The organism is Massilia sp. Masssp94, assembly GCF_059491305.1.
In genome coordinates this window covers 2,813,467-2,830,754 of the sequence record NZ_CP168501.1, presented here as the reverse complement: position 1 = coordinate 2,830,754, position 17,288 = coordinate 2,813,467, and the positions used below count along the sequence as shown (strand labels likewise).

Annotated in this window: 22 protein-coding genes and 2 tRNA genes; 17 read left to right on the top strand and 7 right to left on the bottom strand. The window is 65.3% G+C overall.

Annotated elements, in window-relative coordinates; all coding sequences use genetic code 11:
* Positions 1-45: 45 nt before the first annotated feature.
* The 3 genes from ACEN9G_RS12565 to argB all read right to left on the bottom strand — a co-directional run bounded on the left by ACEN9G_RS12565 (position 46) and on the right by argB (position 1,319).
* Positions 46-122 (bottom strand) — tRNA-Asp (locus ACEN9G_RS12565).
* A gap of 155 nt (positions 123-277) precedes the next feature.
* A tRNA-Thr gene (locus ACEN9G_RS12560) sits at positions 278-352 on the bottom strand.
* A 37-nt stretch (positions 353-389) separates the two neighbouring features.
* A complete protein-coding gene (gene argB / locus ACEN9G_RS12555; RefSeq protein ID WP_413336994.1) occupies positions 390-1,319 on the bottom strand; it encodes an acetylglutamate kinase in 930 nt (309 codons plus the stop codon).
* 136 nt (positions 1,320-1,455) lie between these two features.
* Here argB and ACEN9G_RS12550 point away from each other — a divergent pair, with 136 nt between their 5' ends.
* Positions 1,456-1,650, top strand: coding sequence for a cysteine-rich CWC family protein (locus tag ACEN9G_RS12550; protein WP_413336995.1), 195 nt, complete (start codon positions 1,456-1,458; stop codon positions 1,648-1,650).
* 3 nt (positions 1,651-1,653) lie between these two features.
* Here the strand turns inward: ACEN9G_RS12550 and ACEN9G_RS12545 are convergent, their stop codons facing one another.
* Positions 1,654-2,772: an extracellular catalytic domain type 1 short-chain-length polyhydroxyalkanoate depolymerase gene (locus ACEN9G_RS12545; RefSeq protein ID WP_413336996.1), complete on the bottom strand. Its 1,119-nt coding sequence runs from the start codon at positions 2,770-2,772 to the stop codon at positions 1,654-1,656.
* A gap of 269 nt (positions 2,773-3,041) precedes the next feature.
* On the opposite strand from ACEN9G_RS12545, the gene ACEN9G_RS12540 reads away from it, so the two are divergent.
* Both ACEN9G_RS12540 and ACEN9G_RS12535 read left to right on the top strand, forming a co-directional pair.
* Positions 3,042-3,251, top strand: coding sequence for a DUF1289 domain-containing protein (locus ACEN9G_RS12540; RefSeq protein WP_413336997.1), 210 nt, complete (start codon positions 3,042-3,044; stop codon positions 3,249-3,251).
* Positions 3,252-3,344: 93 nt separating this feature from the next.
* The gene (locus ACEN9G_RS12535; RefSeq protein WP_413336998.1) at positions 3,345-4,304 is read left to right on the top strand and encodes an NAD(P)H-dependent flavin oxidoreductase; all 960 of its coding nucleotides are present in this window, start codon (positions 3,345-3,347) and stop codon (positions 4,302-4,304) included.
* 115 nt (positions 4,305-4,419) lie between these two features.
* Here the strand turns inward: ACEN9G_RS12535 and ACEN9G_RS12530 are convergent, their stop codons facing one another.
* Positions 4,420-5,001 (bottom strand): hypoxanthine-guanine phosphoribosyltransferase, encoded by a 582-nt coding sequence (locus tag ACEN9G_RS12530; protein WP_413336999.1) that lies wholly within the window; start codon positions 4,999-5,001, stop codon positions 4,420-4,422.
* Between the two features lie 160 nt (positions 5,002-5,161).
* On the opposite strand from ACEN9G_RS12530, the gene ACEN9G_RS12525 reads away from it, so the two are divergent.
* From ACEN9G_RS12525 to ACEN9G_RS12490, 8 genes are all read left to right on the top strand, one after another.
* On the top strand, positions 5,162-6,988 hold the full coding sequence (locus ACEN9G_RS12525) for an aminopeptidase P family protein (RefSeq protein ID WP_413337000.1): 1,827 nt from the start codon (positions 5,162-5,164) through the stop codon (positions 6,986-6,988).
* Between the two features lies 1 nt (position 6,989).
* Positions 6,990-7,250 (top strand): hypothetical protein, encoded by a 261-nt coding sequence (locus ACEN9G_RS12520; RefSeq protein ID WP_258817532.1) that lies wholly within the window; start codon positions 6,990-6,992, stop codon positions 7,248-7,250.
* Positions 7,247-8,020, top strand: a complete 774-nt coding sequence (locus ACEN9G_RS12515; RefSeq protein ID WP_413337001.1) for an MgtC/SapB family protein — start codon at positions 7,247-7,249, stop codon at positions 8,018-8,020. Before ACEN9G_RS12520 ends, ACEN9G_RS12515 begins: the two co-directional genes overlap by 4 nt.
* A gap of 15 nt (positions 8,021-8,035) precedes the next feature.
* A complete protein-coding gene (locus tag ACEN9G_RS12510) occupies positions 8,036-8,614 on the top strand; it encodes a DUF924 family protein (RefSeq protein ID WP_413337002.1) in 579 nt (192 codons plus the stop codon).
* 22 nt (positions 8,615-8,636) lie between these two features.
* Complete coding sequence (locus ACEN9G_RS12505) at positions 8,637-9,467, top strand: Rossmann-like and DUF2520 domain-containing protein (protein WP_413337003.1); 831 nt, start codon at positions 8,637-8,639, stop codon at positions 9,465-9,467.
* Between the two features lie 149 nt (positions 9,468-9,616).
* Complete coding sequence (locus tag ACEN9G_RS12500) at positions 9,617-10,234, top strand: PEP-CTERM sorting domain-containing protein (protein ID WP_413337004.1); 618 nt, start codon at positions 9,617-9,619, stop codon at positions 10,232-10,234.
* A gap of 89 nt (positions 10,235-10,323) precedes the next feature.
* On the top strand, positions 10,324-10,701 hold the full coding sequence (locus ACEN9G_RS12495; RefSeq protein ID WP_413337005.1) for an MAPEG family protein: 378 nt from the start codon (positions 10,324-10,326) through the stop codon (positions 10,699-10,701).
* A 123-nt stretch (positions 10,702-10,824) separates the two neighbouring features.
* Complete coding sequence (locus tag ACEN9G_RS12490; protein ID WP_413337006.1) at positions 10,825-11,187, top strand: hypothetical protein; 363 nt, start codon at positions 10,825-10,827, stop codon at positions 11,185-11,187.
* Here the strand turns inward: ACEN9G_RS12490 and ACEN9G_RS12485 are convergent, their stop codons facing one another.
* Complete coding sequence (locus ACEN9G_RS12485) at positions 11,188-11,766, bottom strand: putative pterin-binding protein (RefSeq protein ID WP_413337007.1); 579 nt, start codon at positions 11,764-11,766, stop codon at positions 11,188-11,190. It lies immediately after the preceding gene.
* Between the two features lie 70 nt (positions 11,767-11,836).
* On the opposite strand from ACEN9G_RS12485, the gene ACEN9G_RS12480 reads away from it, so the two are divergent.
* Complete coding sequence (locus tag ACEN9G_RS12480) at positions 11,837-12,412, top strand: alpha-ketoglutarate-dependent dioxygenase AlkB family protein (RefSeq protein ID WP_413337008.1); 576 nt, start codon at positions 11,837-11,839, stop codon at positions 12,410-12,412.
* 183 nt (positions 12,413-12,595) lie between these two features.
* A complete protein-coding gene (locus ACEN9G_RS12475) occupies positions 12,596-13,171 on the top strand; it encodes a porin family protein (RefSeq protein WP_413337009.1) in 576 nt (191 codons plus the stop codon).
* Positions 13,172-13,233: 62 nt separating this feature from the next.
* On the opposite strand, the gene ACEN9G_RS12470 is transcribed toward ACEN9G_RS12475, so the two are convergent.
* On the bottom strand, positions 13,234-13,746 hold the full coding sequence (locus ACEN9G_RS12470) for an REP-associated tyrosine transposase (RefSeq protein ID WP_495605555.1): 513 nt from the start codon (positions 13,744-13,746) through the stop codon (positions 13,234-13,236).
* 325 nt (positions 13,747-14,071) lie between these two features.
* Between ACEN9G_RS12470 and mrtJ the strand changes: the two genes are divergently transcribed.
* The 4 genes from mrtJ to ACEN9G_RS12450 are packed head-to-tail and all read left to right on the top strand — an operon-like array spanning position 14,072 to position 17,282.
* Positions 14,072-14,434, top strand: coding sequence for a JDVT-CTERM system glutamic-type intramembrane protease MrtJ (gene mrtJ / locus ACEN9G_RS12465; protein ID WP_413337011.1), 363 nt, complete (start codon positions 14,072-14,074; stop codon positions 14,432-14,434).
* Positions 14,435-14,452: 18 nt separating this feature from the next.
* Positions 14,453-16,558, top strand: coding sequence for a choice-of-anchor D domain-containing protein (locus ACEN9G_RS12460; RefSeq protein WP_483126687.1), 2,106 nt, complete (start codon positions 14,453-14,455; stop codon positions 16,556-16,558).
* Positions 16,555-17,067: a TlpA family protein disulfide reductase gene (locus tag ACEN9G_RS12455; RefSeq protein WP_413340288.1), complete on the top strand. Its 513-nt coding sequence runs from the start codon at positions 16,555-16,557 to the stop codon at positions 17,065-17,067. The genes ACEN9G_RS12460 and ACEN9G_RS12455 overlap by 4 nt, the downstream gene beginning before the upstream one ends.
* Positions 17,064-17,282, top strand: a complete 219-nt coding sequence (locus ACEN9G_RS12450; RefSeq protein WP_413340286.1) for a DUF4266 domain-containing protein — start codon at positions 17,064-17,066, stop codon at positions 17,280-17,282. The genes ACEN9G_RS12455 and ACEN9G_RS12450 overlap by 4 nt, the downstream gene beginning before the upstream one ends.
* The last annotated feature ends 6 nt before the right edge of the window (positions 17,283-17,288 follow it).

Here is a 17,288-nt window from a genome sequence, read left to right as displayed (position 1 = left end):
CGAAACAAAAAAGGGTCCGAAAAATCGGACCCTTTTTCTTAATTCTGGCGGAGCGGACGGGACTCGAACCCGCGACCCCCGGCGTGACAGGCCGGTATTCTAACCAACTGAACTACCGCTCCAGCTTTTACTCCTCTCTCGCATCCTGACGCTTGTCATCGCGCCGCGAGTGTCCTGCATTCCTGCCGCGCAAACGCGCAGCGTGAACAAGATGCTTGTCTTATCCGTTACGTCAGGCATCGGGGATACCAAAACAGGCGGGAATCTGGACAAATCCTGGTGCCCTTGACGTGGATTGAACACGTGGCCTCTCCCTTACCAAGGGAGTGCTCTACCACTGAGCTACAAGGGCAGTGATTCTTGTGGCGCCATTCAGACGCCACAGAAATTCAGTGCGAGCGGATCATAGTGCCAAAAGCCTGTTCGGTCAAGACTTCCAGCAACAAAGAGTGCTCGATGCGGCCATCGATGATGTGCACGGTGTTCACGCCCGACTTGGCGGCGTCCAGCGCCGACGAGATTTTTGGCAGCATGCCGCCGGAAATCGTGCCGTCTGCGAACATCTCGTCGATCTCGCGTGCCGACAGGTCGGTGACCAGGTTGCCGCTCTTGTCCTGCACGCCGGCGATATTCGTCATCATGATCAGCTTTTCGGCTTTCAGGATTTCCGCGATCTTGCCGGCGACGACGTCGGCGTTGATGTTGTAGGCCTGGCCGTCCTGGCCGAAACCGATCGGCGAGATGATCGGGATGAAGGCGTCGTCCTGCAGCGCTTTCACGACGGCCGGATTGATCGCTTCGATTTCGCCGACGAAACCGATGTCGAGGAACTCGCCCGGCTTTTCCTTGTCCGGCATGGCCATCCTGCGTGCGCGGATCAGGCCGCCGTCCTTGCCGGTCAGGCCCACGGCCTGGCCGCCGTAGTGGTTGATCAGCATGACGATGTCCTGCTGGACTTCGCCGCCCAGCACCCACTCCACCACTTCCATGGTTTCTTCGTCGGTGATGCGCATGCCTTGCACGAAGGTGCCCTGCTTGCCGATTTTTTTCAGGGCGTTGTCGATCTGCGGACCGCCGCCGTGCACCACGACCGGATTCATGCCGACCAGCTTCAGCAGGATCACGTCGCGCGCGAAGCCGTGCTTCAGGCGCTCGTCGGTCATCGCGTTGCCGCCGTACTTGATGACGATCGTCTTGCCGTGGAAATTACGGATGTAGGGGAGCGCTTCGGCCAGGATCTGTGCCTTGATCTGCGGCGAGACCGCAGTCAGGTCGTTGTTCTGGTCGTCGCCCGTCAGATTGCTCAGCGTTGCGTTCATTGGGGGTCCGGAAAAGAATTTGCGAGATTTTACAGGCAATAGCCTACCGCAGTGGCCATTATAGAAGTTCTATGTTGTATTTTCCGGCACCGGCCGTTAAGGTGCATTACATCTGGATACACGATGTCACCTTTGCATGAGCACTTGTTCACAATGCGGCGCCGAATTCGGTTGCGCGATGGCGGATGGTACCGATGGTGCACCGTGCTGGTGCACGAAGCTGCCGCCCGTGGTCCCGCTGCCGGTGCCCGGCGCAGCGGCCGGGTGCTGGTGTCCGGCCTGCCTCGAACAGCATATCGCGCAACAGGCCGACAAGGCGCCGGGTATGTAAGCGTCAGCGCGCCGTCCGGAAGAACCGCATCATTTCGCGGCTCGCGTTCGGGCCTTTGCCATCCGTATAGCTGCCGCGCGTATCGCCGCCCGACCAGGCGTGGCCGGAACCGTGGATCTCCCAGTGTTCCGCGTGGATGCTGCCGTCGGGCCGGCGGTGCACGGTGCGCGTATAGGCGTGGCCATCTGGCACGTTGCCGGGTTCGACGACGACGTCTTCCGATGGGTGGCGCCGGCGCTGGTTGATCAGTTCGTGGCCGTTGGCCGGATGCACGGTCGTGTCGCGGTCGCCGTGGAACACGATGATCGGCAACGATTTACCCGGCTTGTGGCCGGTGCGGAAATCGCCCTTCATCGCGGCCATCGCCGACGGCAGGTCGTGCGCCGCCGCGAACGGCAGGCCGGAGTGGACACCGACGGCCGCGTACAGCTCCGGATACAGCGTGCCCATGATGGCCGCCATCGCGCCGCCCGCGGACAGGCCCGCGACGTAGACGTGCTTCGGATCGATCACGTAGCGCGCCATGATGTCCTGCGTGAGCCCGGCGATGATCGATGGCTCGCCCTGGCCGCGCTGCTGGTCCGCGGCGCTGAACCAGTTCCAGCAGCGCGTCGCGTTGGCCTGCTGCGACTGGGCCGGATAAGCGACGAGGCAGCCATATTCCTCGGCGAGGGCGTTCATGCCCGTGCCGAGCGCGAAGTCGTCGGGATGCTGCGAGCAGCCGTGCAGCATCACGAGCAGCGGCGCCGGCTGTCCGGCATACGTGCTCGGGATATACAGTTTGTAGTCGCGGGTGCCCGCGTCGTTCGAATAACTGGCGTCGATGAAATGGCCGGGCAGGCCGATCGCGGCCGCGCCCGTCGACAGCGGGGGCACATTGAACGGATTCGCACTCTGGCCCAGGCGGGACAGGTCGGCCAGCATGTCGGAAAAGGCGTCGTAGGTCGGATAATTCGAGGCCGGCGGCGTGATGGATTCCACGCTTTTGACCGCTGCGGTCTGCACGGCGGTGGCATTCTTGACGGATTCCCGGATGACGGTGCGGGCAACGGACGGGCCGCGGCGCATCAGGGATCGGGTTGCAGCGCGCATTTGCGCCAGGAACTTGTGATTCAGGGACATCGGCACTCCTTGTGGGGTGTGTCGGCAATGCGCCGGCGCGTGGCTGAGGCATCGATCGAGGGTTCAGTCTTGATGGCAAAGCTTGCGCGAACCTTACAGATGGGGTAAGCGCAACGCGCAACGGAAGAGCCCCAGTCTACGCGGGTGGGCTTGTCGGTCAAGCGCGATTCGTCCCGGTAGGTTAATCTGCGCACCATGTGTCCTATATCCCAGACCAGTCGGCGCTCCAAGTGGCGCGACACAATACCGACAGTTGCACAGGCCGCGGCATGAACGAGACACGTCTTTTGCCGGAACAACAGACGCCCGTGCCGTCCCCATGCATCAATGTGTGCAAGATGTCGCCCGTGACGGGCCTGTGCGAGGGCTGCCTGCGCACCATCGACGAGATCGTCGCGTGGGGCCGCGCCGACGACGACACCAAGCGCGCCGTGTGGGCGGAGATCCGCCGGCGCGAAGAACAGATTCCGTTCGATTGATGCCGGCGCTGCAAATTTAGAGCTCGGAATCTAGCACGATCGTGCTTTTCTAATCCATAATCGACGGGTCCGATCAACTATCGCGAGAAACCCATGGCGCTGCCTCCCGTCCTGCAAAACCTGTCCCTCCCCGTCATCGCGTCGCCGATGTTCATCGCCAGCGGTCCCGCGCTGGTGGCCGCGCAGTGCAAGGCGGGCATCGTCGGTTCCTTTCCCGCGCTGAACGCGCGTCCGGCCGAGCTGCTCGACACGTGGCTGACGGACCTGCAGCGCGAGCTGGCGGATTACCAGGAACTGCATCCGGACCGGAAGGTGGGCCCGATCGCCGTCAACCAGATCGTGCACCAGTCGAACGACCGCCTGGAACACGACGTGGCCGTGTGCGTGAAGCACCAGGTGCCGATCATCATCTCGTCGCTGCGCGCGCCGCCGAAAGAGATGCTGGACGCCGTGCACGCCTATGGCGGCATCGTCATGCACGACGTGGTTTCGATCCGTCACGCGGAAAAGGCGCTGGAAGCGGGTGTCGACGGCCTGATCCTCGTCGCGGCCGGCGCCGGCGGCCATGCGGGCGCGCTGTCGCCGTTCGCGCTGGTCGGCGAAGTGCGCAAATTCTTCGACGGCCCGATCGCGCTGTCGGGTTCCATCGCGACGGGCGACGCCATCCTCGCCGCGCAGGCGATGGGCGCCGACTTCGCCTACATCGGCTCGCGCTGGCTGGCCACGCGCGAATCGAACGTCACCGACGCCTACCGCAGCGCGATCGTGGAATCGACGGCGGCCGACGTCGTCTACACGAATCTGTTCACGGGCGTGCACGGCAACTACCTGAAAAAATCGATCGTGGCGGCCGGGCTGGATCCGGACAACCTGCCGGTGTCGGACAAGAGCAAGATGAGTTTTGGTTCCGGCAGCGCCAAGGCGTGGCGCGATATCTGGGGCGCGGGGCAGGGCGTCGGGCTGATGGATGACGTGCCGACTGTCGCGGAGATGGTGGAGCGCCTGACGCAGCAGTATCAGGCGGCAAGGGAAAGGCTGGGCCTGAAGGCCTGATCACGTCATCCCCGCGAAAGCGGGGATCCATGCTGAAGTACCGAAGTACGCAGCTTTTTCGACTTCGGAAACTCAGTATGGGTTCCCGCTTTCGCGGGAACGACGGGGCGGGCGCTTAGCCCAGCACCTTGTCCGCATCCCGAATCACCCACAACCCCGGCAAATTGCGCCAATACCCGTGCGCATCCATGCCGAAGCCGACGACGAACTGGTTCGGCACCGTCAGGCCGACGATGTCCGCCTGCACCGGTTTCACTTTACCGAGTTCCTTGTCCGCAAACACGGCCAGGATCACCTCGGCCGCGCCCATGTCCAGCAGGCGCTGCTTCACGTGGGCCAGCGTTTCGCCTTCGTCGAGGATGTCGTCGACGATGATGATCGTGCGGCCCGTGACGTCCTGGCGCGGGATGACTTTCCACACGACTTCGCCGCCACGGTCCAGGTCGCCGTAACGGGTGACGTGGATGTAGTCGAATTCGAGCGGGAACGTCAATTGCGGGAGCAGGTTGCCGGTGAACACCACCGCGCCGCCCATGACGCCCAGCACCAGGGGAAATTCCCCCGTGTCGTCATTGTCGAAACGCTGGTTCAGCACTTCGGCGACGTTGCGTACGGCCGCCTGGACGGTGTCCGCGCTGACGATTTCCTCGGCATTGGCCAGCAGCGCGCGGGCGCGGTTGTAGTGAAAGTCTTGCATGATATTTCAGGGTCGGTTGCAGGATCGGATTGATCCCTGGGCGTGCGATTATCCGTCAGTTTGCGCTTGCGCGCGATTTCCGGCGGCGCGGGTCGGCGGTATGCTTCAGAGGGCGTATCATACCGGCTTGATAAACACATCACCCGACAACCGAGCCACCATGCCAGCACCTGATTCCACCCGTGTGCGCGCCGAGCGCCTCGAGAAGCTGCGCGCCGCGATGGCGCGCCACCAGGTCGATGCCTTCATCGTACCGTCCGCCGATCCGCACCTGTCCGAATACCTGCCCGGCCGCTGGAAGGGCCGCGAATGGCTGTCCGGGTTCACGGGGTCCGTCGGCACGTTCATCGCCACGCACGACTTCGCCGGCGTGTGGACGGACGGCCGCTACTACACGCAGGCCGAGAACGAACTGGCCGGCACGGGCATCCGGCTGATGAAGATCCCGTCCGGCGCGAGCCTGCTGCACATCGACTGGCTGGCCGACACCCTCGACGCAGGCCGGACGGTCGCCGTGGACGCGCGCGTGCTGGGTCTCGCCGTCGCGCGCCTGCTGGGCGATGCGCTGGCCGCCCGCGGTGTGAAACTGCGCACGGACCTCGACCTGCTGGACGAGATCTGGGATGACCGCCCGGGCCTGCCGCCCGAGCCGGTCTACGAACATGTGGCGCCATTCGCGGTGCTCGATCGCGCCGATAAACTGCATGCGACGCGCAACGCGATGGCGAGGCTCGGCGCCGAACGTCACTTCATCTCCACGCTCGACGACATCGCCTACCTGTTCAACCTGCGCGGCGCCGACGTCAGCTTCAATCCCGTGTTTCTCGCGCACGCGCTCGTGGAAGCGATGGGCGCCACGTTGTTCGTCGCCGACGGCAAGATCGATGGGAGCCTGCGTGCGCGCCTGGAACAGGACGGCGTGCGCGTGGCGCCGTACGAGGGGGCGCGGCAGGCGCTGGCGGCGCTGCCGCCCGACAGCACGCTGCTGGTCGATCCGCGCCGCATCACGGCCGGCATGCGCGCCGCCGTGCCGGCGCATGTGCGCGTGGTGGAAGCCATCAACCCGACGACCCTGGCGAAATCGCGCAAGCTCGATGCCGAGATGGACCACGTGCGCGACACGATGGAACAGGACGGCGCCGCCCTGTGCGAATTTTTCGCATGGCTCGAGCGGACGCTGGCCGATCCGAACCGCACGCCGCTGAACGAAGTCCACATCGACGAGCAGATCACGGCGGCCCGCGCCCGCCGTCCGCACTTCGTCAGCCCCAGCTTCGGCACCATCGCCGGCTTCAATGCGAACGGCGCGATCATGCACTACCGTGCGTCCGAAGACAACTGCGCCGTGATCGAGGGCGACGGCCTGCTGCTGATCGACTCCGGCGGCCAGTACCTGGGCGGCACGACGGACATCACGCGCGTCGTCCCCGTCGGCACGCCGTCCGCCGCGCAAAAGCGCGACTTCACCCTGGTGCTGAAAGGGATGATCGCGCTGTCCGTCGCGCGCTTCCCGCGCGGGACGAAAGGGCCGATGCTCGATGCGCTGGCGCGCGCCCCGATCTGGGCGGCTGGAATCGATTACGGCCACGGCACCGGCCATGGCGTCGGCTACTTCCTCAACGTGCACGAGGGGCCGCAGGTGATCTCGCCGTCGGCGCCGCCGGAGCCGCATACGGCCATGGAACCGGGCATGATCACGTCGAACGAGCCGGGCATCTACCGCCCCGGCCAGTGGGGCATCCGCATCGAGAACCTCGTGCTGACGCGCGTGGTGGGCGATGGAGCCATTGATCCTCAAAGCGAATTCCTCGGCTTCGAGACCTTGACCCTGTGCCCCATCGACACGCGCTGCATCGACCTGTCGCTGATGCGCGGCGACGAGGTCGCGTGGCTCAACGACTACCACCGCAGCGTGCGCGCGCGCCTGCTGCCGCACGTGACCGGCGCCGCGCGCGACTGGCTCGAACTGCGTACCAAGGAGATCTGACATGGCAGGAGCACGTTCCACCCGCGCCAGTGCCGCCGTCGACCGACTCAAGCGGCGCACCGGCGTGACGTCGTATTCGATGGCGCGCACCGGCGACGGCCTGTTCTTCCTGTCCGAAAAGCCGGGCGCGCCGCCGTTGTGCGCGCCGCTCGAGCTCGACGAGTTCGTGGCGTTCGTCAACGGCCTCGGTCCGCAAGAGGTCAAGCGCATCAGCAAGCACGACGTCGAATTCGAAAAACAGCTGGTCAGGAAAAAGCCTTGACGGCTCCCGCATCGAACGACCTGGCCCTCACGCTGCCGGAGCTGGTCGGCGCGTACTGGTCGCAGGCCGAACTGGCCACGAACGCGCTGATCCTCCTGAACCTGGCGGGCGCGCTGCTGCTGGGCCTCATGGTCGGCTACGAGCGTTCGTACCACGGCCGCGCGGCCGGCATGCGCACGTATGGCCTCGTGTGCATGGCGTCGTGCGCGCTGACGATCGTCGCCGGCTATCCGAGCCACTGGTTCGGCGGGCACGGGTCGTCCGTGGCACTGGTGGATCCCACGCGCGTGATCCAGGGCGTCGTGACGGGCATCGGTTTCCTCGGCGCCGGCGTCATCATGCGTTCGGGCTTCAACATCAGCGGCCTGACGACGGCGGCGTCGATCTGGTCGTCGTCCGTGATCGGCATCCTCGTGGGCCTCGGGTTCTACATGGCCGCGATGGGTCTCGCGTTCTTCTCCGCGATGATCATGATCTACCTGAACAAGGCCGTGGGCCTGCTGCCGTCGCGCCATGCGGTGGCCGTCACGCTGCACTTCAAGCCCGGCGTCTATCCGCAGGAAGAGACGCTGCGCCAGGCGGCGCTGGAGCGCGGCTACGAGATCGCCGGCGGCTCGCTCACGATCTCCAGCGAGAAGGGCTGCCAGGAGTGGCATTTCGTCGCGCTGGAATTGCCCGGCAAGCCGGGCGCGCCGCTGTCGCTGCTGGCCAGCGAGCTGTGCACGTTCGAAGGCGTGGACGGCTTCCAGCTTTCGCATGCACGCAATTGATATGAAGGGACATGAATGACACCCCAGGACGTTCTCGATTTCTGGTTCGGCGCACCGGGCAGCCTTGACGCCGGAAAACCGCGCCGCGAATGGTTCGTCAAGAAGGACGAATTCGATGCCGTCATCCGCGACCGCTTCGGCGCCGCCATCGAACAGGCGCTGGCCGGCGGCCTGCGCGAATGGGATGCGCAGGGACCGCGGGGCACCCTCGCGCGCATCCTCGTGCTCGACCAGTTCACCCGCAACGCCCATCGCAACACGCCCCTGTCCTTCGCCGGCGATGCGCTGGCGCTGGCGGCCGCGAAATCTCTCGTCGACAGCGGCGCCGACCGCGAGCTGCCGCCGCTGCAGCGCGCCTTCGCCTACATGCCGTTCGAGCACGCCGAGGACGCGTACATGCAGGAGCGCGCCGTCGAACTGTTCGGCGTGCTGGCGGCCGAACATCCGGGCTTCGACGAGATGCTCGATTACGCGCACCGCCACCGCGGCGTGATCGCGCGCTTCGGCCGCTTCCCGCACCGTAACGAGATCCTCGGGCGCGCGTCGACGCCGGAAGAAGTCGAATTCCTGCGCCAGCCGGGCTCCCGTTTCTAAGTCCCGTTTCTGAGTCCAGTCAATGATGACGACCCTGAACATCGTCGGCGCCGGCCACGTGGGCCGCGCCCTCGGCCGCCTGTTTGTTGCGCGCGGCGTGTTCGCCGTGCAGGACGTCAAAACGCGCGGCCCTGACAGCGCGCGCGACGCCGTCGCATTCATCGGCGCCGGTACGCCGGCCGATGGCGATGGCACGTTGCGGCCGGCCGACGTGTGGATGCTGGCCGTGGCGGACGATGCCATCGCCGGTGTCGCCGCCGCCCTGGCGCAATCCGCGCCGATGGCGGGCGCCGTCGTGTTTCATTGCAGCGGCGCCAAGGCGTCCACGGCGCTGGAGGCGTTGCGCCAGGCGGGGGCTGTCGTGGCCAGCGTGCATCCGGTGCGCAGCTTCGCCGATCCGGCCGCGGTCGCGGCGGCGTTCGACGGCACGTTCTGCGGCGTGGAAGGCGATGTAGCCGCGCTGGCGGTCCTGCTGCCCGCCTTCGAGGCGATCGGTGCGCGGCCCGTGCGGATCGACCCCGCCGCCAAGACCGTGTATCACGCGGCCGCCGTGTTCGCGTCGAACTACCTGGTGACCGTGATGGATGCCGCGCTGCGCGCCTACGAGGCCGCCGGCATCCCGGCCGACGTGGCGCGCGAACTGGCGCGGCCGCTCGCGACCGAAACTTTATCGAATGTGCTGCGGCTGGGGCCGGAAGCGGCGCTGTCCGGACCCATCGCGCGCGGCGATGCGGCGACCGTGGCGCGCCAGCACGCGGCCGTCGCGGCCTGGGACGGTCCGACGGGCGCACTGTACGACGCCCTCGCCTCCGCGACATGGGATCTGGCGCGGCGCAAGCCTCGCGGTATGTAACGCCATGTCACGTATTTTGTCGACGGAATTTACAATTCACTGTCGGGATTTTTCCTTGATGGCGTAACGCCCTGTATTTTCGAAAGAAAAAATTCGGGCATTATTTTTGCGTCTCCTCTCGCGCTAAAACACGAGGGGAGGGCAAATCCATGTTTAACAAATTCTGGAAAGCCGGTGTAGCGAGCACGATGTTTGTGGTGAGCAGTCTGGCGGCGGCTGCGCCGATCACTTTTATCCCGCCTAACGACCCGGCGGGGTACATCGGTTCGACGCATTCGAACGACGCGTGGTCCATGGGGCGCGGTATCGGTTTCCGGGTGACGACCCAGGAAACCATATCGAGCGTCGGCGTCTATGTGGACCTGGCCAACACCGAATTGCATTGGGGCATATATACGATCGACTCGTTGGGCAACGACGTCGCGAAGCTCGACACGCTCGCGTCCGGCAGTTCGGTGGTCACCACCAACGGGCTCGCGTGGATCGACTTCAACGTTCCCGACGTCGTGATCAACGAATACTGGAATTACCTGATCGAGTTCTCGTTCGACGGTGAATCCAACCAGAATTTTTATTATTACAACCGTGACGAATCCTGGGATCAGGGGATCTACCGTTCACTCGACGGTGAGGCATTGGGACGTTTCGAAAGTTACTATAACGTGCCGGCGATCCGGGTCAATGGCGCCTACGTACCGGAGCCCGCATCGCTTGCATTGGTCGGTGCCGGCATGCTGGCGCTGGGTGTGCGCCGCCGCCGGAGCTGAAAACCTGGACCGGCGTGATTGCGCCGTTGTGCGTCATGTTGTAAAAAGCCTGTCTGCCCAAACAGATGGGCTTTTTTGTTGGAGACCACATGATGTTGACTGCATGGGCCACGCTGGCCGCACTGGGCGTGTATTTCTGGACCGGCGTCATGGCCGGCTGGGCCAGGAACAAGTACAACGTGCCCGCCCCAATGATGGAGGGGCCGCTGCCGTTCCAGAGCGCGCAACGGGCGCAGGCGAACACGCTGGAACAATTGCCGCTGGTGCTGGCGCCGCTATGGCTGTGCGGCCACTATCTGGGCGATCGCTGGGCGGCCGCGGGCGGGCTGCTGTGGTGCGTCGGACGGATTCTGTATGCGCTCGGCTATTACCGCGATCCGGCCAAGCGCGAGATCGGCTTCATCGTCGGCATGCTGGCGTGCGGTGCCCTCGTTGCGGGCAGTGTCATCGGGTTATTGTCCGCCTGACCTGTTGCACTAGAGCAAAATCTCGAAAACCATTCGTCGACAAAGTTCCCATACTGCAATAAGCTGTGTCTGATTTTAATTTATTGGATGACGGCGCCGCCGTCATGCGTGGAGGACGACAGCATGCTGTTCCTGAAAAGTACGAGTGTCACCAAGGCACCGGGCATTTATGAAGTCGACGTGGCAGCAAAGCCGCCGGGTAAGACGTTCGGCGTATTCATGGCCACCGATCCGGACAATCCGCCGCGGGCCGTGCTGACGGCCCTGGCCGAGCTCGGCTTCGAGAGCACTTACCAACAGACCTATGTCCACAAGGACAAGGGCAAAGTCCTCGACCTGCATTTCCAGAAGAACGGCACCGACCTGTTCAACGGTTGGAAGACCGAGGAATGCACGGCCAACCTGGCCGCGCTCGACACCCTGTTCGGCAACGTCGGCATCAAGGTCACGCCGCGCGTGATGAGCCTGGCCGAAGCCTACGCCTGATCAGGCTTTCACCTCCACGTGGTACAGCGCCCACGGGCAGGCGGCAAAGCGCTGCGGCAGCGGCAGTGCCGCCATCTCGGCCACCCGGTCGGCGTCGTACACGGCCCATAGCGGCCCAAGTCCTCCCAGCGGCATCGGATTGCCATCGATGTGCGTGGCCACGATGAAGCGCCGCGCACGCGCCTGCGCGACCGGCAGTTCCACGTTGTAGCCATCCACCGCGCGCAAGATCAGGATCGTCCTGTCGCCCACCGTTGCGCCGGCGCGCGCCAGCACGTCCGTCAGTAGCGGGCCGCGCAGCGTGTGCGGCCTGCCGTCGTACTCCAGGGTCGGGCGGATCGTCACGGGCGGCAGGGCCAGCAGGCTGGCGTAATCGAACGCCCAGGCTTTCGCGAACGTGACCTGGTGCTTGTGCATCATCTGGTCCAGCGCCGGGTCGAGCGGCCCGCGATTGCTGTGCGAAATGTCTCCAGTGACTGTCAGCAGGGCAGGGCCGCGGCCGGACGGTTGCGCCGCGTGGCCGGCGATCGGAAGGGCGCCCGCGACCGCCGCGGCGCCGAGGAACTGGCGTTTGTTCATGAGAAAATGCCTGGTCGATGAGATCCTCTCATCATAGCAATATTGTCGAATGGATTTGTTTTCCACAAGCATGGATTTGATCCCCATCCCGATCGAGGATGGCGAGTTGTCCATGCTGGCCCAGCTTCCTATACCGATCGGCAATGCCGAGATCCTGGCGCGCCTGCTTGCCGAGACATCATGGCGTGCCGACACCGTCGTCGTGTATGGCAAGCGCTATCTGCAACCCCGCCTGACGGCCTGGTATGGCGAAGCCGGCTATACCTATTCCGGCCTGACCCTGCATCCGCTGCCGCTGACACCGCTGCTGGAAACACTGCGCGCCGCGGTCGAGCAGGCGACGGGACGGCGCTACAACAGCGTCCTGCTGAATCACTACCGCGACGGCGCGGACAGCATGGGCATGCACAGCGACGACGAGCCGGAACTGGGACCGCAGCCGGTCATCGCCTCGCTCAGCTACGGCGCCTCCCGCACATTCATCCTGCGCCACAAGCGCAGCAAACGCACCGTCAAACTGGACCTGACGGATGGCAGCCTGCTGTTGATGGCGGGGAACCTGCAGGCGAACTGGCAGCACGGCATCAACAAGACGGCCAAACTGGTTGGACCACGCATCAATCTAACTTTTCGTTACGTGAGCTAAATCGTTGTTATCTCTGCCCAATTTTCGTTAAAGCACTACTGAATTTAGGGTCATTAAGTTACATTCGATTACAAGTCTTACGAGTTCTGCACGGACTTCACCAATTCGCGGTGCTATCTTGACCACATCACGATTCACGATCGAATCGCGAACCAGTCAAACAACGCAAAGGGAATCCGTAACATGAAAAAGCTCATCGTTGCACTGATCGCCACCACTGCCGCCGTCGGCGCGGCCCAAGCCCAGACCACCCAGACCCAACCGCGCGCCTACGTCGGCGTCGGCATCGCCACGGCGGACCACGTGAATTCCTCGGTCGGCGGCCTGACGAATTTCGACAGCGACGGCTACAAGGCCTCGGGCAAGATCTTCGGCGGCTATGAATTCGACCAGAACTGGGGCGTCGAAGCCGGCTATACCGACTTCCGCAACTCGGATTTCAACTACACCGCCAACGGCGTCAACGGCAGCGGCCGCACCAAGGGCAACAGCTACTATGTCGCCGGCAAGTACAACTACCCGGTCAACGACCAGTTCTCCGTGTACGGCAAGCTGGGCCTGCAGCACAGCGAGCGCAAGCTGGAAACCGCCGCGCTGAACATGAAGAACACCGATACCGGTGCCTACGGCGCGGTCGGCGTGCAGTACAACCTGAACCAGCAGGTTGCCCTGACCGCAGAGTACGAGCGCTACGGCAAGAGCAAGGATTTCGGCGCCAAGGCCGACGCTTGGACCGTGGGTGCGCGCTACAGCTTCTAAGCGTCTCCAGCTTTACTCCCAAGGTAGAAAGGCCTGCACATGCAGGCCTTTTTTTTCGCCCGCTACGGACGTGCGATGTGCCCGGGCTGGCCTGCCGGCCGCATCCACGGCGGCAGCGCCAGCGGCAGCGCGGGCGGCGTGAATCCGGCCGAAATAAAACGGTGCAGCGACGACCACGGCCATTCCGATGGCTGTTGGCAGAGGCCATGGCGCATCGGGTTGCCGTGCACGTAGTCGACGAGGCTGGCGTATTCCTCGTCGTCGCCCACGCGGTAGTCGCGATAGTGACGTTCCCAGATGGCGCCGTCGCCCGTGCCGCCATCGCCCTTGCCCTTGGCGCCGCCCGGCAGGCAGGCTTTATGCAAGGCCTTGGAAAAGGCGATCTTGACGGCGCGCCAGCGCGACGCGCAGTCGTGGTCGCCCGGCGGCAGGGTCCAGATGGCGTGCGCGTGGTTCGGCAGCACGACCCAGGCATCGACGTGGAACGGTTTGCGGATGCGCGCCTGGCGCATCGCTTCGCCGAAAGCCGAGAAATGGTCCGTAAGTAAGGTGCTGTCTCGATCCAACAAGCGCACCGTAAAGAAAAAGGTCCCGCCCGGGACCCGGTTGTCGCGGTAATGTGTCATGAACGTAGTCTGCCAAGCGGCGCAGCCATGCCGTGTCGATCTGGCGCAAACGCGCACGAGTTGAAGAGCCTCAACCACAACGATTCTACCCACGATGTCTCTTTGACGACGATCCATTTCCGCGCATTAAACCGTGTGGCGGAAGTGGCAAACATGGCGTTTTGACACCGCAATGGTGCTCATTGGTTCGTCCAGCGAATTTTTTTTTCAAACGGACTGAACCTTTTCACAACGGCCGGTATTAACCGGACGATTTCCGCAGTAACAACCTGATATGCCACCCATTGCCCTGCTGTCCCAGCACCTGGTCTGCACCGGCCAGCTCGTTGCGCCCGACGCCGCCGCCCTGGCGCGACTGCTGTTGCTGGCGCCCGTGCTGGAGGAGTGGGTGGTGCGTGCCGGCTTGCAGGAGTGGCTGATCCGGCGCGCGGCGTTTGCATCGGTACCGATACCGGTAGCTTTGTCGGCGGCCGCGTTCGCGCTGCTGCATGTGGGCGCCGGCTGGCACGCGGCGGCGCTCGTGCTGCCACCGGGACTGGCGCTGGCGCTGCTCTACCAGCGCGTCCGCGACTGGCGCTGGTGCGCGCTGGCGCACTGCGGGATGAATGCACTGGCCCTTGGTGGCTGTGCCCTTTGAACGAATCTGGGAGTCACTATGACCGGGCTGCAAAGAAGTGTTTATACCGTTCTCGCCGTCCTTGCGTTCGTCCCGGCCGTGCACGCGGCCGATGCACTGAACGGCAAGAACCTGTACCTGAACGGGCCGACCAGCGGCGGCACGTCCTGCGCGTCGTGCCACGGGCCGTCACCCGCCGCCAACGTCAACGGCATCCTCGCCGCGGCGAATAACCCGAGCGTGATCAGCAGCGCCTTCAGCGCCAACAAGGGCGGCATGGGCACGCTGTTCAACGGCAAATTCACGACGGCGGAAATCGCGGACCTCGCCGCCTTCATCGGCAACCCGACCGTGACCGCCGCACCGGCGGCTGCCGTCAATCCGGCCTCGCTGAGCTTTGCGGCCAGCACCATCGGCCAGTCGGCATCGCCGCTCGCCACCACCTTGTCCAACACGGGCAACGCAGCCCTGAACGTGGGTACGTTGACCCTGTCCGGCGCGGCCGCGGGCGACTACGCCATCAGCGGCGGCACCTGCGCCAACGGCACGTCGCTGGCGGCGGGCGCCAACTGCACCGTGCAGGTCACCTTCAAACCCACCGTCTCCGGCGCACGCGGCGCATCGCTCGTCATCGCGCACAACGCGACGGGCGGCTCCAGCACCGTGGCCCTCTCCGGTACCGGCAACGCCGTCGCGCAGGCGACCGTCGCGCTGTCGGCCAATGCGATCGACTTCGGCGCCCTCGTCGCCGGCGTCGCGTCGCCCGCGAAGAGCATCACCGTCAACAACACGGGCCAGGCCGCGCTGACCTTCTCCAGCATCGCCGTCGGCGGCGCCAACGCGGGCGTGTTCACGCTGGGCGGCACGTGCGCGACCGGCACGGCCGTCCCGGCCGGCGGCAGTTGCACCGTGACCGTGACCGCGAATTCGTCGACGAACGGCGCGTTCAGCGGCAACCTGTCGCTGGGCTCGAACGCGTCGAACGGCGCCGTGACCGTGGCATTGTCCGGCACCGTCGCCGCGCCCGCACCGGCCGTCAAGGCCAATCCATCGGCTGTGGCGTTCGGCACGCAGACGATCGGGGCGCCGGCCGCGACGCAGACCGTCACCCTCGCCAACACGGGCAACGTGGCGCTCACCTTGAACGGCGTCGCCGTCTCGGGCGCATCCACCGTCACCATCGCGAGCAAAACGTGCGGCACGACCCTGGATGTCGGCGCCAACTGCACCGTGACCCTGGCCTTCGCGCCGACGGCATCCGGCACCGCCGCGGCCACGCTGGCCGTGACGTCGAATGCGGCGCCGCTGCAGGTGTCGATCAGCGGTACCGGCACCACGGCGCCGGCGGCGAAACCGGCGCTGTCGGAAGCGGGCCCCGTCGCCTTCGCGGATACGCAGGTCGGCAAGAGCGCCGCGACCCACACGATCACCCTGTCGAACGGCGGCACGGCCGCGCTGAAGGTCGCATCGCTCGTGCTGGATGGCGCGCAGGCGTCCGACTTCGTCCTCGGCGGCACCTGCGCCACCAACGTGTCGGTTGCGGCGTCGGCCAGCTGCACGATCGACGTCGGCTTCAAACCGACGGCCGCCGGCCAGCGCGCCGCGACCCTCGTCCTGATGACGGACGCGGGCAACCAGTTCACGGTCGCACTCGGTGGCACTGGCGTCGCCGTGCCCGTGCCGATGCTGACCGTGAACCCGCAATCCTTCGACTTCGGCGCGGCCGACGTCAACGGCACCTCGCCCACGCACCGCATCACGCTGGCCAATACCGGCGCCAACGCGGCCACCGTGACGGCCGCCACGTTCACCGGCCCGTACGCGTTGCAGGCGGATACGGGCGCCTGCGCGGCCGTGCCGTTCACCCTGCAGCCGGGCGCGAGCTGCGACCTCGTCGTGCGCTTCACGCCGGTGGGTGCGGGCGATGCCGCCGGCAGCCTCGCAGTGACGGCCGACGGCGGCGGCGCGTGGAACGTCGCGCTGACCGGCAAGGGCAACGTGCAGACCGTGCAGGCGCCGCAGAACGCCGGTGGCGGCGGCTGCTCCTCGATCAAGGATGGCAACGATCCGATGCTCGCGCTGCTGGTCGTGCTGTCGTTCGGCGTGCTGGGATGGCGTCGTTTCGGCAAGAAGGAGGTGAAATGATGGGCATCCGGACGACGCGCGTATTGCGCATGGCGGTCGTGCTGGCCGCCGCACTGGAGGCGTCGACCGCCTCCGCACTCGACAAGGGCGCCGCGGCGCCGGTGTTCGAGCTGCCGGGCAAGGACGGCACGGTGCAGCTGGCGAAGTACCAGGGCAAGCTCGTGTACGTGGATTTCTGGGCCTCGTGGTGCGGCCCGTGCCGCCAGTCCTTCCCGTGGATGAACGAGATGCAGGCGAAGTACGGCGCGCGCGGACTGCAGGTCGTCGGCGTGAACCTCGACGCGAAGACGGACGACGCGCGCCGCTTCCTCGCCGAGACGCCGGCCCGCTTCGCGATCGCGTTCGACCCGGCCGGCGCCACGCCGCGCGCCTACGGCATCAAGGGTATGCCGAGCAGCGTCCTGATCGGACCGGACGGCAAGGTTTTATATGAGCACGCGGGCTTCAAGGAGGCCGACCGCGCGGCGCTCGAACAGGTGATCAAGAAAGCCCTGGGAGGTGCGCAATGAAGGCGCGCTTTTTCTATTTGCTGATTGCGCCGGCGCTGCTGGCGCAAGCCGGATGCGCCACCGTGCAGCCGTGGGAAAAAGGCAAGTTGGCGAAGCCGGAGATGACGTTCGGCGGCGACAAGCTCGAAGCGCGGTATGCCGATCACATTTACACGAGCCGCGAAGCCGCATCCGGCGGCGCGGGCGTGGGTGGCGGCGGCTGCGGCTGTAATTGAGGAGAC